The organism is Paenibacillus elgii NBRC 100335, assembly GCF_004000865.1.
In the GTDB taxonomy this organism is placed as follows: Bacteria; Bacillota; Bacilli; order Paenibacillales; family NBRC-103111; genus Paenibacillus_G; species Paenibacillus_G elgii.
Map to the genome: position 1 here is coordinate 118,606 of NZ_BIMB01000005.1, position 15,857 is coordinate 134,462.

11 protein-coding genes are annotated in these 15,857 nt (G+C 53.7%); 2 read left to right on the forward strand and 9 right to left on the reverse strand.

The genetic code is table 11. The annotated features are described in order from the left end of the window. Positions 1-125: 125 nt before the first annotated feature. Together PEL01S_RS05615 and PEL01S_RS05620 are read left to right on the forward strand one after the other, a co-directional pair. On the forward strand, positions 126-317 hold the full coding sequence (locus tag PEL01S_RS05615; RefSeq protein ID WP_063181415.1) for a hypothetical protein: 192 nt from the start codon (positions 126-128) through the stop codon (positions 315-317). Between the two features lie 382 nt (positions 318-699). Further along, on the forward strand, positions 700-2,244 hold the full coding sequence (locus PEL01S_RS05620) for an ATP-binding protein (RefSeq protein ID WP_010502338.1): 1,545 nt from the start codon (positions 700-702) through the stop codon (positions 2,242-2,244). Between the two features lie 90 nt (positions 2,245-2,334). Here the strand turns inward: PEL01S_RS05620 and PEL01S_RS05625 are convergent, their stop codons facing one another. From PEL01S_RS05625 to PEL01S_RS05665, 9 genes are all read right to left on the reverse strand, one after another. Next, positions 2,335-4,260, reverse strand: coding sequence for a Ku family protein (locus PEL01S_RS05625; RefSeq protein WP_127459663.1), 1,926 nt, complete (start codon positions 4,258-4,260; stop codon positions 2,335-2,337). Positions 4,261-4,287: 27 nt separating this feature from the next. Next, positions 4,288-5,604, reverse strand: a complete 1,317-nt coding sequence (locus tag PEL01S_RS05630) for an efflux RND transporter periplasmic adaptor subunit (protein WP_127459664.1) — start codon at positions 5,602-5,604, stop codon at positions 4,288-4,290. A gap of 21 nt (positions 5,605-5,625) precedes the next feature. Continuing rightward, on the reverse strand, positions 5,626-8,736 hold the full coding sequence (locus PEL01S_RS05635) for an efflux RND transporter permease subunit (RefSeq protein ID WP_127459665.1): 3,111 nt from the start codon (positions 8,734-8,736) through the stop codon (positions 5,626-5,628). A 124-nt stretch (positions 8,737-8,860) separates the two neighbouring features. Next, positions 8,861-10,246: a sensor histidine kinase gene (locus tag PEL01S_RS05640; protein ID WP_127459666.1), complete on the reverse strand. Its 1,386-nt coding sequence runs from the start codon at positions 10,244-10,246 to the stop codon at positions 8,861-8,863. Further along, positions 10,243-10,920, reverse strand: coding sequence for a response regulator transcription factor (locus tag PEL01S_RS05645; RefSeq protein ID WP_108534872.1), 678 nt, complete (start codon positions 10,918-10,920; stop codon positions 10,243-10,245). Before PEL01S_RS05645 ends, PEL01S_RS05640 begins: the two co-directional genes overlap by 4 nt. A 204-nt stretch (positions 10,921-11,124) precedes the next feature. Continuing rightward, on the reverse strand, positions 11,125-13,020 hold the full coding sequence (locus PEL01S_RS05650; protein ID WP_063181399.1) for a PrkA family serine protein kinase: 1,896 nt from the start codon (positions 13,018-13,020) through the stop codon (positions 11,125-11,127). Between the two features lie 303 nt (positions 13,021-13,323). Continuing rightward, positions 13,324-13,887 carry an RNA polymerase sigma factor gene (locus tag PEL01S_RS05655; protein WP_063181397.1) on the reverse strand — a complete coding sequence of 188 codons (564 nt, stop codon included), beginning with the start codon at positions 13,885-13,887 and terminating at the stop codon, positions 13,324-13,326. Positions 13,888-14,065: 178 nt separating this feature from the next. Further along, complete coding sequence (locus PEL01S_RS05660; RefSeq protein ID WP_063181395.1) at positions 14,066-15,172, reverse strand: sensor histidine kinase; 1,107 nt, start codon at positions 15,170-15,172, stop codon at positions 14,066-14,068. After that, positions 15,162-15,857 (reverse strand): response regulator transcription factor, encoded by a 696-nt coding sequence (locus tag PEL01S_RS05665; protein WP_063181394.1) that lies wholly within the window; start codon positions 15,855-15,857, stop codon positions 15,162-15,164. Before PEL01S_RS05665 ends, PEL01S_RS05660 begins: the two co-directional genes overlap by 11 nt.

Sequence of the window (15,857 nt, forward strand, 5' to 3'; positions counted from 1 at the left end):
ATAGGGATCAAAGCATGGCTTATTCACCATATTTTCCTTCCCTCCCTGCCGACGGACCTAAACGTATCTGCGCCACCCGAATCATATAAAAAATAAAAATTCCGAGAGAGGGGTGCTTTCGACGCATGGAAAATCAATTGAAAGCGATAACGAAAGAGCTGACGGACCTGCATAAGCGTTATGCCGGAATTTCCCTAAGCTTTGCTGCCCTTGAGCGGAAATTATCAGCCATGGAACACCGCATGACTACGCTCGAAACCGAGATTGCGAGCCAAGTCCCCTTTCTGCCGGAAGAATCCGGCGCGCCGGTCCATTAAAGGTCCTTAAAGCCGCTGTCTTCCATCCGTATCCTCATCCCGCCCATAAGCTCTTCACTCTATGTCGTCCGGAGGCTTGCGACTTAACCGCAAGCTTCCATGCGCGGCTCATCTCCCGGTTGCCTGTATACGTCGTTTCCCTCTGTAAAATCCGCTATCCAAGCCTTGGCATTTACTTCGCGTTTCGGCACGCTATATAATTGAATGGCCGCTTCTCCGCGCCTTGACCGGCCGGGAGATATCGTTTGGATGCCGGCTTGACGCTTACGCTCCGAAGCACCTGAACCCCGTTCGGATTACCTTTGGGCCTATTTTTAATCTGTTACGATGGGGGCAAGCATGGTATAATGAATCGAATGCGACAGGCAGGTGATATCAAAATATGCAAAAAATCCCAGTCATTCGTGACAAAAAAAGTTCTGACATCACCATCATCCCTTCCGATGAAGTCGTTAAAATCGAATGCGTACGGGATAAAGAATATATCATTCACACGGTTTCCGATAAATATTACTGGGCAGCGTCGCTGGAAGCTTTCGAAGAATGGCTGTATGAAGAAGGCTTTCGCCTGATCGACCAGATGAATGTGGTCAATATGAATCACGTAACGGAGTACGAGCCGCGCAAAGGAATCGTCACATTACAGCACGGTCCTACGCCCCATTATAAAACTGCTTCCGCTGCTTGGATTCACGGCGAGCACATTACAAACGTCATGAATCTTCTAGGAAAGATGAAGGATCTTGACAAAGGCATCATCGACGACGAAGCCGATCGAATTTTCGAGAACGTGTTAGCCCAGGAAGAGGACCATCGGTTCGCCCGTTCTTACGCAATGATCAAGGCGCTGTACGATAAGAAAAAGACCGAGCTGCTGCTTGAAGAAAGCGAGCTCCGCTATAAATCGCTGTTCGAGCACAATCCCGATCCGATCTGCTCGCTGAACCTGTCGGGCCTCATTACAAGCGTCAATCCTGCGATGTTCGACGTTACCGGCTATTCGGAAGCGGATTTGCTTCACCGCACGATCAATCCGTTGATTTTCCCGGAAGATTACACGCGGTGGCTCGATCACTTCGAGGAAACGCTCAACGGTATGACTCCTCATTATGAGATTACATTTGTGCGCAAGGACGGCAATCCGGTCGAGCTCAGCGTATTTAACTTTCCGATCTTCGTTAACAAACAAATCGCCGGCGTTTACATGATCGGCCAAGACATCAGCGAGCGCAAGCGGGCCGAGGAAATGATTCTCCGCTCCGAGAAGCTGTCGATCGTCGGTCAGTTGGCCGCCGGGGTCGCCCATGAAATCCGCAATCCGCTCACCTCGCTCAAAGGCTTCGTCCAACTGCTCCAGGGCAAGGTAAGCGGCTACGACAGTTACTTCGAAATTATGATCGACGAGCTGGAGCGGATCAACTTTATCGTCAGCGAATTTCTGGTCATCGCGAAGCCGCAGGTCGTCAAGTACCAGCCGAAGAACGCCTTCACCATTTTGGAAAATACGATTATGCTCCTCGGCTCTCAAGCGATGATCCATAACGTCGACATCGTTACGGAAGCGGACCCCGATCTTCCTGAAATCAATTGCGACGAAAATCAAATCAAGCAGGTATTTATCAACATTTTGAACAACTCTATCGATGCCATGCCGGAAGGCGGACAAATCCGCGCCGAATTCCGCAAAATGGAGGGTGGAAAGCTGCTGATGCGGTTTACCGATCAAGGCTGCGGCATTCCGGAAGACCGAATTCCCCGACTGGGGGAACCGTTCTATACGACGAAGGAGAAAGGTACCGGGCTCGGTCTGATGGTCACCTTTAAAATTATCGAAAATCACGGGGGCAGCATGAAGATAAGCAGCGAGCAGGGAAAAGGCACGACCGTAGACATCTATATGCAGGGCGTTCGAAAAATCCGGTCTTAGCAAGCGATACGGAAGCCCGATATAAGCAAACAGCCTTTCGAGTCCGATGTGGATTCGAAAGGCTGTTTTTTCGTTGTGCTGCGGCACCGCTTATTGTTTGAGCGTGGTAATGTATCGTTTGGCCAGCCCGCTTGGCGTATCGAACGCTTCATAAACACGAATGGTAAACGGATTTTCGAGCTGCTCCGTTTTGGCGTTGAAGGTCAAAATCTGCTTGCCCGTTGCCAGTTTATTCGGGCCGGTAAACGAGCCTTCTGCGGTGCCTAGAACGCGTCCTTTCGTATCTACCAGCTCCATATAAAGCTTGGAGAAATTTTGATCGACTACGACGTTGTCGCTCTGCTTTACTTCCAACGTAAACGAGATTTTATAGCTGTAAATCAACCCACCCATGCTGCCAGGAGTTGTAGCGGACAATGTCCAATCGACGATTTTCAGATCAAACGGGTACATGGCGAACGTATCCCCCTCCGCACCGCTGCTTGCGGCCGTCTGCAGGGATGCAATGGTGCTCGTGTAAGGAGCCGCGGATTGCGTATCCAAAAGCTTGATCGTCAGCTGCTTTCCGTCCTCCGTCTTCGGTACGTTGAACGAATAATTAACAATATAGCTCATGTTCGGGTTCAATGCAGCGGTGACCCCGGATTGCCGCGCTCCGGCATAAGCGGCTCCGTCGCTTCCGACAATCTCGGTCTGGAAAGCGGGTACTGGCACCGGCTTATCGCTCTTATTTGTGATCCGGAATTTGGCGACGACCGAATGAAAACCGTTGTCACTCTCATGAAGATGCATTTCCATCAGGGTTACTTCCGTATTGGCATCGATCATCTTATTCAACGGATCGAAGGCGATGGGGCTGCCGGTCCGGTAAGAAATCGCAGGCGCTGTATCCGTTTGCGCGCTACCCGGAACCGCAATCTGCACGCGGCCGACGTCGAACCCGGTTGCCGTAGTCGGCGCGCCCTGTCCTCCCCCCAAAACGAACGTTTCGGTCGTCGTCACGAATATGGAGGTCAACGTCACGTTGTTCTCGACCGGGACGGCGAAATGAATATATTTTTTCTCGCCGGCCTCGACCGTCACGGCACCTTGCTCCGTACGGCCGCCGGTATACGTCTTGCGGTCCGATTGGCCGTCGATGCGGAATTCGGGTATCGTCTCCCGCCCGACGCCCGGGTTTTCCACCAATAAGGTGACGAGCGCCACCGGCCCCGTTGCCGCTCCTGCCGCATTCGGCACCGCTGCCGGAGCCCCGGTGGGCGCGCCGGACGCTCCGCCAGGCGCAGCAGCGGCACCGTCCGGGGCTGCCACAGTCCCTCCCGCTTCCGGCGTGGATGCGCCACCGGAGGTTCCACCGGCCGCAGCTCCCGTGGAAGCCCCGCCGGACGCTCCCGCCGAAGCTCCGCCTGTCGCATACTGCACCTTGATCGCCGCAGGGGTATAGCGCAGGCTGGAATTTAAGCCCGGAATCGTAAACGCTTCTCCCCATCCCTTCGGCTCGGCGGCTTTATCCGCTCCTGCCGCCGATGCGTACCACACTTGCCTCCCGCCTAGCGGAATCGTTAGCAGGTTCGTTTCCTTTTTCGGATAAACATACTCATCCACATTGACGAAGGAGAGCTCCGACAGTTTAATCGACGGCGTGCCTTCGATGACGGTCATATAAACCAGCTCGCCGATTTCACCCGGCTCCAGCGCATTTTTGTTCGCAGCGCTCGCCTTCAGCGTATATTGAACTCCGTCCGTCGTGCGGACATGCAGCTGATGATCGGGAATCCGGGTCTTCTGCGTTCCCCCGTTATACAAACGAACGGATGCGCCTATGCGTGTGCCGCCGGCGGTCGTTTCTACCGCCAGACTTTTCACCGCGGCACGGATCGAATCCGTTAAGCCGAAGTTGCTCGGAGCGGCCACTGTCGCTGGGGCTGTATCGGCCGCCAGCGCCGGCAAGTTTGCCGGAAGGAGTGTCGTCCCGATTATGACGAAGGTCAGTGCTGTTTTCCAAGGTTGTTTCATCGATGATTCCTCCTTATGCCGTGGATCTTATTTTTTAGCCGGCTCTTGTGCCGCAGGAGAGGGCTGGCCTTGGGGGGCCGGTTTGGCCACCTCCACCTTCTGGCCGTCCTTCAGCTGATGCTGCCCGCTCGTTACGATTTGCTCTCCTTCTTTGACGCCCTCCAGTACTTCCTGATAAGCGTCGCTGATGCGTCCCAGCTTGATTTTACGCTTCTGGACCGTATCCCCCTGAAGCACGAACACGAACGAATTCGATTCTTCGCGGACAATGCTGAGCGTCGGAACGGCGGCAACCTGCTCCTCCGAATCGGTGGTGAGCTGAACTACGGCCCGGGTTCCCGGTTTCAGCTTTTGATCCGGATTCCGGACTTCCAACTCCAGAGAATACGACTTGGTCGCAGCGCTCATGACGTTCGATAAAAACGTAATTTTGGCCATTCCTTTCTCGGCCGGATTATCCGGGCTGTAGTAGGCAAGCTCCTGCTTGTTTCTGACCAGCTCATACGACGGCTCCGACAGCTCGACCTTCAGCTTGATCGGATCGATCTGCTGGACTTGCCCTATTTTGCCGTTAGGCGAAACGGTTCCGCCAAGCTCTATCGTATAATCCGTCAGCACCCCGCTGACAGGCGCTTTGACGTCATAATTCTCAAGCGACCGCTGCGCCTCCTCCAAGCTGATCCGCGAGGACTCCACCTCCGTCTGCTGGTCGGCCAGCGAATTCGTTTTGTCCAGAGCTGTCAGCTTGTTGCGCTGCGCCTGCACATCCATGCGGGCATTCTTCAGCGCCTGCTCGGCCTGTTCCACCTGGCGCTGCGTTGCTGCACCACCGTCAAAATCATTGCGCATTTTGTTGTAGTCTTTCTCAGCGTCGCTCGCCTTCTGCTCCGCCTTCGTAATCTCGTCCTGCAAATTGCGGCGGGAATTGGCGTTGTCCTCCACTGTTTTCGCAAGCGTCTGCTCCGAGCTCTTCACCTTGAGCTGGCTTTTTTTCAAGGACGATTCGGCCTCTCGATTATCGATTCGGAACAACACCTCGCCCGCCTGCACGACATCTCCGCGTTTCTTCAAGACTTGCGTAATCTGACCGCTCGCCTTCGGGATGACGTCCATGGCGGACATCCCCACCACCTCCGCCACCTGTTCGCGCGGATCGCTGATTTTGCGCTTAGCGACCGCCTCCGTCTTCACGGGACGGTTATCCATCTTGAGGTCAACCGTGGATTCTCCCTTGGCGCCCGGGGCCGAGCAGCCTGCCGCAAGCAGGGCGGCTGCTGCCAATAAGGCGAAGACCCGAAGCGTGAGGGCTTTCTTCATCGCAATGTCTTTTCTAACCTTTCTCATCTTTCCGTGCCTCCTCCTTCGTTACATCTCTATCGTCGCCGGTTTGGAACCGTCGTCTGGTTTTTTTCGGTTAAACCAACCGGAAATCCGGTTTTTCCAGCTTTCGATCATTTCATAGATGATCGGCACGACGACCAGCGTGAGAATGGTCGAAGTCGTCAAGCCGCCGATAACGACAACCGCAAGCCCTTTGGAAATCAAGGTGCCATGCGCAAATCCGAGCGCGAGCGGCAGCAGCGCCATGATCGTCGCCGCAGCGGTCATAATGATCGGACGCAAGCGGACCTTGCCCGCTTCCATCAGCGCGTGGCGCACCGTGTATCCTTCCTCCCGAAGCTGCTGCACCCGTTCAAGCAGCACGATAGCGTTCGTAACGACGATCCCGATCAGCATCATGAAGCCGATCATCGACGTAACGTTCAACGATTCCCTTGTCAGGAGCAGCGCCAGCAAACCGCCGATCGCTGCAAGCGGCAGCGAGAACAGAATGGCGAACGGCGCCGAGGCGTTGCCGAAGGCCAGCACCATGACCAGATATACGATAAATACCGCGACGGCCATCGCCATATACAGTTGGCCGAAGCTTTCGTCGGTGTCCCTGTTGACCCCTCCGAGCTCGCGTGTGACCCCCTCCGGAAGCTCTAGGGTCTTCAGAGCCTCGTTCACTTGGAGACTGACGCCGTTTTTATTCGGGCTATTGATTTTCGCCGTGATGGAAACCTCTTGCTTTTGGGTTTTCCGGGAGATGCTCGCCGGAGCGTCTACCTCGCGGATTTTAGCCACTTCGTTCAAGTAGACGGTACCCGTCTTCGTAGAAATCGGAAGCCGGCCAAGCTTCTCAAGCGTATCTTTATCCTTCTTGCTAAGAGAAACGGTCGTTTTGTACGTTACGTCGTCCAGCTTGATGTCGCCTAGCTGCTGCTTCTGAATCCAGCCCCGCGCCGTTTCGCGGATCGTGCTGACATCCAGGCCGTACGTACGCGCCTTTTTCTGGTCCACAACGATATCGACTACAGTTTTGGCGTCGCTTAACGCGTCCTTCACTTCGTAAAGCTCCGGGAATTCCGCCAGCTTCTTCTTGATAATCCCCGCTGCGGCAATCAAATCCTTCTGATTGTCTCCATACAGCGTATACCCGAAGTCGGTCGTAGACGGACCTCCGCCGCCGAGAGAAGAAGGAAGAACTTCGGAGCCTTTCGGCAGCTCGGCCAAAATCGCGTTCTTGAACTGATCCCTTACTTGATCGGGCTTCACGTTATCGTTCATTTCCACAAAGAGTTGGAACGCGTATGGCACCCGCTCGCTATTAGGCCCGTCTCCGCCGTTATACCCAACGAGCGCCTCCACGTAACGGAATACGGGATCGCCGTTGGAATCCTTACTCTCCATCAGCATTGCTTCCAGTTCCTTGGATTTGAGATCGGTCGCAGCGTAGGAGGTCTCGTAGGGAAGCTTCACGGTATAGTACATATTGCGCGGTTGAGCGCCGTCCGGAAAAAAGGCGATGGCCAAATTCGGCACGGTAATGACGATCGAAAGGATGAACAGAACGCCCGATATGAGCAACGACTTGATTCGGTGCGTCAAAGACCACTCCAGAATTGATTCGTACATCGAAGTGAATCGGCCGACTTTCGTTTCGTCGTGCGCTTTGAATTGCTTGCCCCGCAGCACCAGCAGCTTGGCGAGCATCGGAATGACGGTCAATGCCACCAATAATGAAGCCATCAAGGCAACGGCTATCGTAATGGCGAACGGCCGGAAAACTTCGCCGACGATTCCGCTGACCATCCCGATCGGAGCGAATACGGCCACGGTTGCAATCGTCGAGGACGTAATGGCCATGGCCACCTGTTTGGTCGCCATCAGGATGACCGATTCGTTGCGCTCCTGCGCTTTTTCCAGCGATGTGTAAATATTTTCGATTACGACGATCGAATCGTCCACGACCCGTCCGACGGCGATAAACATACCGCCTAGCGTCATCATGTTGAGCGTGATGTGTAAATACTGCAGCAGCATCAGCGTGATCAGCATGGACAACGGAATTGAGACGAGAACCACGAGCGTCATCCGGACATTGCGCAGGAAGATAAGAATCATGAGCGAAGCAAGCAGCGCGCCCATCACGCCTTCCCGCAGCATGCCGCTGATCGACTCCTTCACTTCGTCGGCCGTGTTAAAGATCGAGCGGAAGGTGACATTCGGCATCGTCGTCTTCCAATCGCTCATCAGCTTGTCGGCGGAATCCGAAAACTCCACCGCGTTCGCATCGCTTGTTTTAAACAAATGAATGCCGAGCGCTGCCTTGCCGTCGAGTCTGGCCATGTATTTGGAGTCCGTCACGGCGGAAACTTTCGCCACTTGAGACAAGAGGACCGTTCCGCCGGAGGTTGGGGTTAGCTCCAACTGCTCCAAAGCGTACAAGCTTTCCAAATCGCCGGATACGCGGGCCATCTTATCGTTACCGCTCAGCTCGACGGAGCCGATCGGGCCCTTGGACAGCGCGGATTCGATCGAAGCGGTCACCTGCGATGGCGTCAAGCCGAAGACGCTCAGCGCGTCGGCATTAAGCTGGATGTCCATCGTCGTTTCCCGGTTGCCGATGGCTGTGATATGGTCGATGCCTTTAATGCCTTCGAACCCCGGTTTGATCTTGTCCTTATACAGCTTGTCGAGCTCGGTTTGACTCACGCCTTCGTTCGCCGACACGACCAGATAATAGGCCGGCATCGACGAGAACCCGAACGTCATGGCCTTCGGCCTTTGCGCCGTAGAAGGCAAACTGACATCCTGGATCAAGTTTTCGACTTCCCGCTTTTTCTTGTCCAGGTCCACCCCATGCTTGAACATCACCGTGATGAAAGAATTGTTGTCGTTAGAGGTCGAAGTGAGCTGGTCAAGGTCCGGTATATTCGCCAGCTTATCTTCGATCGGCTTCGTCACGTTGTCCATCACATCTTTTGGCGATCCCGGGTAGGTGGTGCTGATGAAAACCGCAGGGAACGAGATGTTAGGGAAGTTCTCCTTCTTCAGCTTCATGGCCGAATACATCCCGCCGCCGAGCAGCATGGCGACGATGATGATAACTGCCGCGACGTTCTTCATCGAAAATTTAATCAGTCCGTTCATTCCACTCCTCGCTCCTTTATAAATGTCCATCCGATTCTGGAAAATACTTTACCTTGCAAATATGAACGGAGCGTGAACCGGACAAAAAAAAGATCAACCCGATTTGGATTGATCTTTCACGCTGTTATTTCTTGTCCGATGCGTGACGCTTGCCGGAGAAGCTGGGCAGCGTAACCGTAAAGACGGTGCCCTGCCCGGGCTTGCTGCGCACCTCGATCGTGCCGTGATGCAGATCGACGATTTTTTTCACGATGGCAAGTCCTAGTCCGCTGCCGCTTTTCTCCCGGTTCCTGGCCCGGTCAGCCTTATAAAACCGCTCAAAAATACGGGCCTGATCCTCCTCGGAGATCCCGATGCCCGTATCGCCGATCCGGACCTGAATCCGGTCGGTACCCGGAAGCAGCCGCACCCGCACCATGCCGCCCTCCGGCGTGAACTTCAAGCTGTTGGTGATCAGATTCATCCACACTTGACTGAGCTGATCCGCATCGGCATAAATTTTCGCCGCGGGCAGCGTTAAGTCGAGCTCCAGTTTTTTGGCCGACCAGATCGGTTCCGTGGCTACGATAACGCTGCGAAGCTGTTCGTCCAGCGCATACGTCGTCGGGTGAAACGGGTGATGTTCCGATTCAAGCGAAGCGAGCTTGAGCAAGTTCTCGCTGAGCCGGGACAACCGTTCCGCCTCCGTCTGAATGATCTCCAGGTATTGCCGGCGCTCCTCCTCCGACATCGCCTTTTCCCGCAGCAGCTTGGAAAATCCGGCGATCGACGTAAGCGGAGACTGAATCTCGTGCGAGACATTGGATACGAAATCCTGCCGCATCCGCTCCATCTGCTTCAGCTCTCCGGCCATCTCGGTGAAGCTTTGGGCAAGCTCGCCCAATTCGTCCTTACGAAACTTCCAATCGAAGCCGATATTGAAGTCGCCCTTGGCCATCCGCCTGGCCGCTCGGGTCATGCGCTTGATCGGTTTGACCAAATAACGGCCGGCCACCAGGATGAAGACGCTGCCGATAATCAGGGCGTTGATCAGCGAGATGTTCAAATAGCTGTTCAAGAGCCGGTCGGACTTGTTCGTGGCCGGCTGCAAGAACATGGCATACGAATGGCCTTGGATCTTCACCGGGTACCCCAGTACGCTGACGTCCATGCTCGATTCGTTCCAAAGCTGTTCCCCGCGCAGCACCTGAGCGATTTCCTGCGGAGTGATGGTCTTTCTCGTCTCGACATCGTTATATCCGTATATCGCTTCTTTGCCTGCCTCATCGTATACCCTGATGAAGAAAGGCTTGGCAAGCTTGCGGTTAAGCATATACGAGTCGAAATCGACGTTGTTCGTCGTCTCATAGGTTTCGATCAAATCTTGAGCTACCAGGGTCATGTCTTCCCGAAGCTGCGCGTTCAGCCTCTCCGAAAAAATAAGACCCATGATCACAAATGCCACGACCAATCCGAAGATGACCGCCGCCAAATAAACGAGCACCATCCGCGTGTAAAGCGTCTTGATCATCCGTTCACCTCAAGCTTGTAACCAAGTCCCCGGATGGTGCGGATGGAGAAGCTGTCCGTCTCGTCCGCAAACCGTTCCCGGAGCCGCTTAATATGTACGTCCACGGTACGGTCGTCCCCTTCGTAATCGTGCCCCCAGATTTGTTCGATGAGCTGGTTTCTTGTAAAAATTTGGTTCGGGTGGCTCGCCAGCTTGTAGAGCAGCTCGAATTCTTTGAGCGGAAGCATCAGCTTCTCGTCGCCTTTCAGAACCTCATGGCTTTTCTTATTCAGCTCGATCCGGCCGAATTGCACGGTATCCGACGCATAGATCCGGTACCGCTTCAGCAGCGCCTTCACCCGCATGACCAGCTCCAACGGATCGAACGGTTTGACCAAATAATCATCCGTTCCCAGTTCGAAGCCCTTGACCTTGTCTCCCGTTTCGCCCTTCGCGGTTACCATCAGCAGCGGAAGATCCACTTGCTGCATCCGAATATGACGACTCAGCTCCCAGCCGTCCATAAACGGCATCATAATGTCCAGGATGACCAGATCCACCCGGGTTTCCTGCAGCAGCTTCCAGGCGTCCTGCCCGTTCTCCGCCTCCAGCAGACGGTAGCCCTCCTCGCGCAGACTGACTCGGATCAGCTCCCGAATATGCCGGTCGTCATCCACGATCAATACGGTAATCATCTACAGTCCCCCCAAAAACCGATAAATCCGGTAAATCACAGTACCTTCATGATAATGGACCCGCAGGCCGTATTTCAAGCAAACTTACTTCTAAACAAAACTTAACAAATCGGCGGGACCGGCTAACGGTTTCTGGGGATAGCAAAAAAATCGTCCCTCCGGCCGCTGGGGACGGAGGAGGACGATCTTCAGGGTTAACGGGATTTACCGGTTCAACAAGCTGCCGACATAACGCAGCAGTTCATTGGCCGAGGCGGTCGTATAGCCATGCTCCTCAACAAGACGCTTGATGACCTCGTTGATTCGTTTCAGTTGATTCTCATCAGGGGTTTTCGTCGAAGTCGTAATTTTGACGATGTCCTTCAGATCGGCGAACAGCTTCTTCTCGATTGCTTCGCGCAGCCGCTCGTGGCTGCTGTAGTCGAACCGCTTCCCTTTGCGCGAATAGGAGGACATCCGGATCAATATTTCCTCGCGGAACGCTTTCTTCGCATTTTCCGAAATGCCGATCTGCTCTTCAATCGAACGCATCAGCCTCTCGTCCGGGTCCATCTCTTCGCCGGTCAGCGGGTCCTTGATTTTGGTCCAGTTGCAGTACGCCTCGATATTGTCGAGGTAGTTGTTGAACAGCGTCTTCGCCGACTCGTCGAACGAATAAACGAACGCTTTTTGCACCTCTTTCTTGGCCAGCTCGTCATACTCTTTGCGCGCGATGGAGATGAAGTTCAAGTACCGCTCCCGCTCCTCCTTCGTAATGGACGGGTGCTGGTCCAGACCGTCCTTGAGCGCTCGCAGCACATCCAACGCGTTGATAAATTCCAGACCTTGCCGGATCAGCGCGCTGGAAATCCGGTTGATGACATAGCGGGGATCGATTCCGCTCATGCCTTCCTCCAAATATTCGCTCTGCATCTCCTTCAAATCCGCTTCCTTATACCCTTCCACCTCTTCGCCGTCATACATGCGCATTTTTTTGACGAGATCCATCCCCTGCTTCTTGGATTCCTTCAACCGGGTCAAAATCGAGAAAATGGCCGCGGCCCTCAGCGAGTGAGGCGCAATGTGCACATGCTTCATGTCGCTTTGCTGAATCAGCTTGGCGTAAATCTTCTCTTCGTCCGACACCTTCAAATTGTATGGAATTGGCATAACGATCATCCGCGATTGGAGCGCCTCGTTCTTTTTATTGGCAATAAACGATTTATATTCGGATTCGTTCGTATGAGCAATAATGAGCTCGTCTGCCGAAATCAAAGCGAACCGTCCGGCTTTAAAATTGCCTTCCTGCGTGAGGGACAGCAGGTTCCACAGAAACTTCTCGTCGCATTTCAGCATTTCCTGAAACTCCATCAAGCCCCGGTTAGCCTTATTCAGCTCTCCGTCGAAACGGTAAGCCCGCGGATCGGATTCCGAGCCGTACTCGGTAATCGTGGAGAAATCGATACTCCCCGTCAGGTCGGCGATATCCTGCGATTTCGGATCGGACGGACTGAACGTCCCGATACCTACGCGGTTATCTTCGGACAGCAGCACGCGCTCTACCGGCACGTCTTCGATGCGTCCCTCGTAATCATCCCGCAGCCGGATTTGGCAGGAGGGGCACAGGTTGCCCTCGATCTTCACGCCGAATTCCTGCTCGACCTCGCTTCTCAGCTCATGTGGAATTAGATGCAAAGGCTCCTCGTGCATCGGGCAGCCTTTGATCGCATATACAGCGCCTTGATCCGTGCGCGAGAACTGCTCAAGCCCGCGCTTGAGTATTGTGACAATGGTCGATTTCCCGCCGCTGACCGGCCCCATCAAAAGCAAGATCCGCTTGCGGACATCCAACCGACGCGCCGCCGAATGGAAATATTCTTCCACCAGCTTCTCAATCGCAGAATCGAGCCCGAAAATCTCTTTTTCGAAAAAGTTATACTTTCGACGCCCATTTTCCTCCAGGATGCCGTGGGAGGCAATCATTTCGTACACCCGTGCATGCGCCGTCATAGCCAAATGCGGATGCCGGCGGAGCATCTCGATGTACTCGGCGAAGGTTCCCGTCCAGGCCAGCCTTTCGGTTTCCGTGCGATAGTCGGCGATTTTCTTGAATATATTCATGATCTTGACCTCCTACGTGTTTTGCGTTAAGCAAAACCGGCTTCGAAAGGATACGCGCTTCGAAACGATGCGTAACGCCGATAGCCGCCGCTTCCGGGCTTCGGCCCCGGCTTCTTCTTCGGATTTGAAGTGTAATAAATACCTATGCAGAAAGCAAAGGGAAGTTGACCGAAAATTTCTGACAAAATCGGAAAAGAAGCGCGTAGGCTTGTCCGGACGGAAAGACGAAAGGAAGGGCGTAACGGTGGGAATTTTTAGCGCAGCGGAGGCGCATACCGGGGTGCGGGAATATCCGGGGAGCCGTTACGGGCGCCCCTCGACTTGGAGGCGCCGGACAGCTTCTTTCCGCGCCCGATGCAATCTTGTTTTGATCGTCGTGAGCGGGAGCTTTAAATAGGAGGCGATTTCGCCGGGCTTCAGTTCGTATTTTGCCTTCAGCAGCAGCACATCCCGAAACGGCAAAGGCATCTCCAAAATTTTACCGAACATTTCGCGGCTGTCCTCACGCCTCAAATATTCCTCCTCCGCGGACGTATGGGCCTTCTCCGTCTCGATCCTGTCCACAACCGTAACTTTGCGAAAATAGGAGCTTCTCCGATAATCGAATACGGTATTGCGGGTGATCGTGAGCAGCCACGCCCGGACGGAGCCGTCGCCCCGAAACGAAGCGATTCGGCGGTAAGCCTTCAAAAATACATCCTGGGTAATATCGTCGGCCACATCGTGTTTACGCGTTAATCCATAGGCATAGCTCCATACCTCGCGGCGGTGCTGTTCCATCCATGATCTAAAGAGAGCCTCATCCTTGGAGGACGGGCGATTTTCCAAGTTACGACAATTGCTGATTTGTTCTAATTGTTGCGGCATCTCTATCCAAGCCTCCTCCGACAAACGAGCGCTTCCGGAGCGCTTTTTTTCTTTATTATGAACTCCATTACTTAACGATGAACTAAGAAAAGTTAACGAAATTCTTAAGATTTTCTATATAAAGACGAAAAAAAACGCGCCAACCCCTGCAGGCTCGACGCGTTTCATGAATATTTTCTTAAGAATTAGCCTTCTCTCCCAAGACATTCAGGCGCACCGTAAAGACGGTTCGCTCCTCGTCGCTGGATGCGGCAATGGTTCCTCCGTGCAGCTCGACGATACTTTTGGCGATCGCCAGGCCGATGCCGGAACCCCCGGTATACGTCGCACGGGATTTCTCCACGCGGTAAAACCGTTCGAAAATATGAGGCAGATCGGTTTGCGGGATCGTTTCGCCGTAATTGATGATCTGGATCACAGCTTCGTTCCCTTCCTTGAAGCCCAGCACCTCAAGATATTTCCCTTCGCTGCCGTACTTGATCGCATTGGAGATCAAATTCTCGAATACCCGCCGGAGCTTGTTGCCGTCGGCCATGACCAGCAGCTGCGGCTCGAAGAAGGTCATATGCTGCTCGATCCCGGCCTCCTGAAGCTGCAGCCGGAACTGCGCGAAAAGCTGACGCATCATTTCGACCAGATTGATCGGAGCCTTCTGGATTGTCGCCCCCGTAATATTGCTTAAGCGGGTATATTCGAACAAATCCTGAATCAATTGAAACATCCGTAGCGATTCCTCGTACGCCATGTTGACATAATAACGAAGTTCCACTTCGTCCCGGTAACGGTCCTGCTCGATCAGACCTAGATATCCGGTAATCGAAGTGAGCGGAGTCCGCAGATCGTGGGATACGTTTGTAATCAGTTCGTTCTTGGTGGACTCGGCCCGCCGTTCCTCGTCAATCGATGTCTTGAGCCGCTCGACGACCTGGTTGATGTTCCCCGCCAGTTGGCCCAGCTCGCCGATGGACTGCACAGGCACCTTATGATCGAAGTCGCCGTCGGCGATCCGCTGCACGTCCTCGATAATATGGATCAGGTATCTGTGGTAGCGGGCGTCTTTTTCCCGTTTGAAAAAATATAAAGCCGACAGCATAAACAGAGGCAGCGCCGTAAGATAGTAAATATCGGGGTAACCGATATAATAATTAATCCAAATAAACAGCGAAGTTAAAGACAGCTTGGAAAAATAAATCGACTTGGCGATCGTCGAAATGACCGCCAGCACGACCGCGGTCGTTAATACGCTCCAGAAGAGCGGCACCGCGACTCTCCAGTTAGTTCTCAATTTTATAGCCTACCCCCCACACGGTGTGAATCAGCTTTTCTCCCGCCATTTCCTTCTCCAGCTTCTCGCGCAGCCGGCTGATATGGACCGTGACGGAGTTGTTCGTCTCAAAATATTTTTCTTTCCAGATCAGCTCGAAAATTTCCTCCGATCCGAAAACCCGGCCCGGGTGGCTGGCAAGCAAAAATAAAATGCCAAATTCGATCGGCGTCAGCTTGATCGGGCGGTCGTCGATCGTAACGGCATGGTTGCGTTTATCGATTTGCATTGATTTGATCTTGATGATCCCCTCCGCATCCGGCTGAGCCGTCTGCGCACTGAAATACGACCGCCGCAGCAGCGACTTGACCCTTGCCACCAGCTCCAGCGGGTTGAAGGGCTTGCCCATATAATCATCGGCCCCCGTCATCAGGCCTAAAATTTTGTCCATATCCTCATCCTTGGCGCTCAGCATCAGGATCGGCGTCGTCTTGTCCTCGCGGATTTTGCGGCAAACCTCCATTCCGTCCAATTCGGGCATCATCACGTCCAAAATGACCAAATGGACGGTCTCCTCCTCAATCCGTCTTATGGCGTCGATTCCATTATGTTCCTTAATAACCTCGTAGCCTTCGTTTTTTAAATAAATTTCAAGCAAATTCGCGATTTTATGATCGTCGTCGACGATGAGGATGCGTTTGTTCAT

Excerpts from the sequence above, each read along its gene's own strand:
- PEL01S_RS05630 (WP_127459664.1), bottom strand. The coding sequence starts at position 5,604 with ATGAGAAAGGTTAGAAAAGACATTGCGATGAAGAAAGCCCTCACGCTT.
- PEL01S_RS05615 (WP_063181415.1), top strand. The coding sequence starts at position 126 with ATGGAAAATCAATTGAAAGCGATAACGAAAGAGCTGACGGACCTGCAT.
- PEL01S_RS05625 (WP_127459663.1), bottom strand. The coding sequence starts at position 4,260 with ATGAAACAACCTTGGAAAACAGCACTGACCTTCGTCATAATCGGGACG.
- PEL01S_RS05620 (WP_010502338.1), top strand. The coding sequence starts at position 700 with ATGCAAAAAATCCCAGTCATTCGTGACAAAAAAAGTTCTGACATCACC.
- PEL01S_RS05650 (WP_063181399.1), bottom strand. The coding sequence starts at position 13,020 with ATGAATATATTCAAGAAAATCGCCGACTATCGCACGGAAACCGAAAGG.
- PEL01S_RS05645 (WP_108534872.1), bottom strand. The coding sequence starts at position 10,920 with ATGATTACCGTATTGATCGTGGATGACGACCGGCATATTCGGGAGCTG.
- PEL01S_RS05635 (WP_127459665.1), bottom strand. The coding sequence starts at position 8,736 with ATGAACGGACTGATTAAATTTTCGATGAAGAACGTCGCGGCAGTTATC.
- PEL01S_RS05655 (WP_063181397.1), bottom strand. The coding sequence starts at position 13,887 with ATGCCGCAACAATTAGAACAAATCAGCAATTGTCGTAACTTGGAAAAT.
- PEL01S_RS05665 (WP_063181394.1), bottom strand. The coding sequence starts at position 15,857 with ATGAACAAACGCATCCTCATCGTCGACGACGATCATAAAATCGCGAAT.
- PEL01S_RS05640 (WP_127459666.1), bottom strand. The coding sequence starts at position 10,246 with ATGATCAAGACGCTTTACACGCGGATGGTGCTCGTTTATTTGGCGGCG.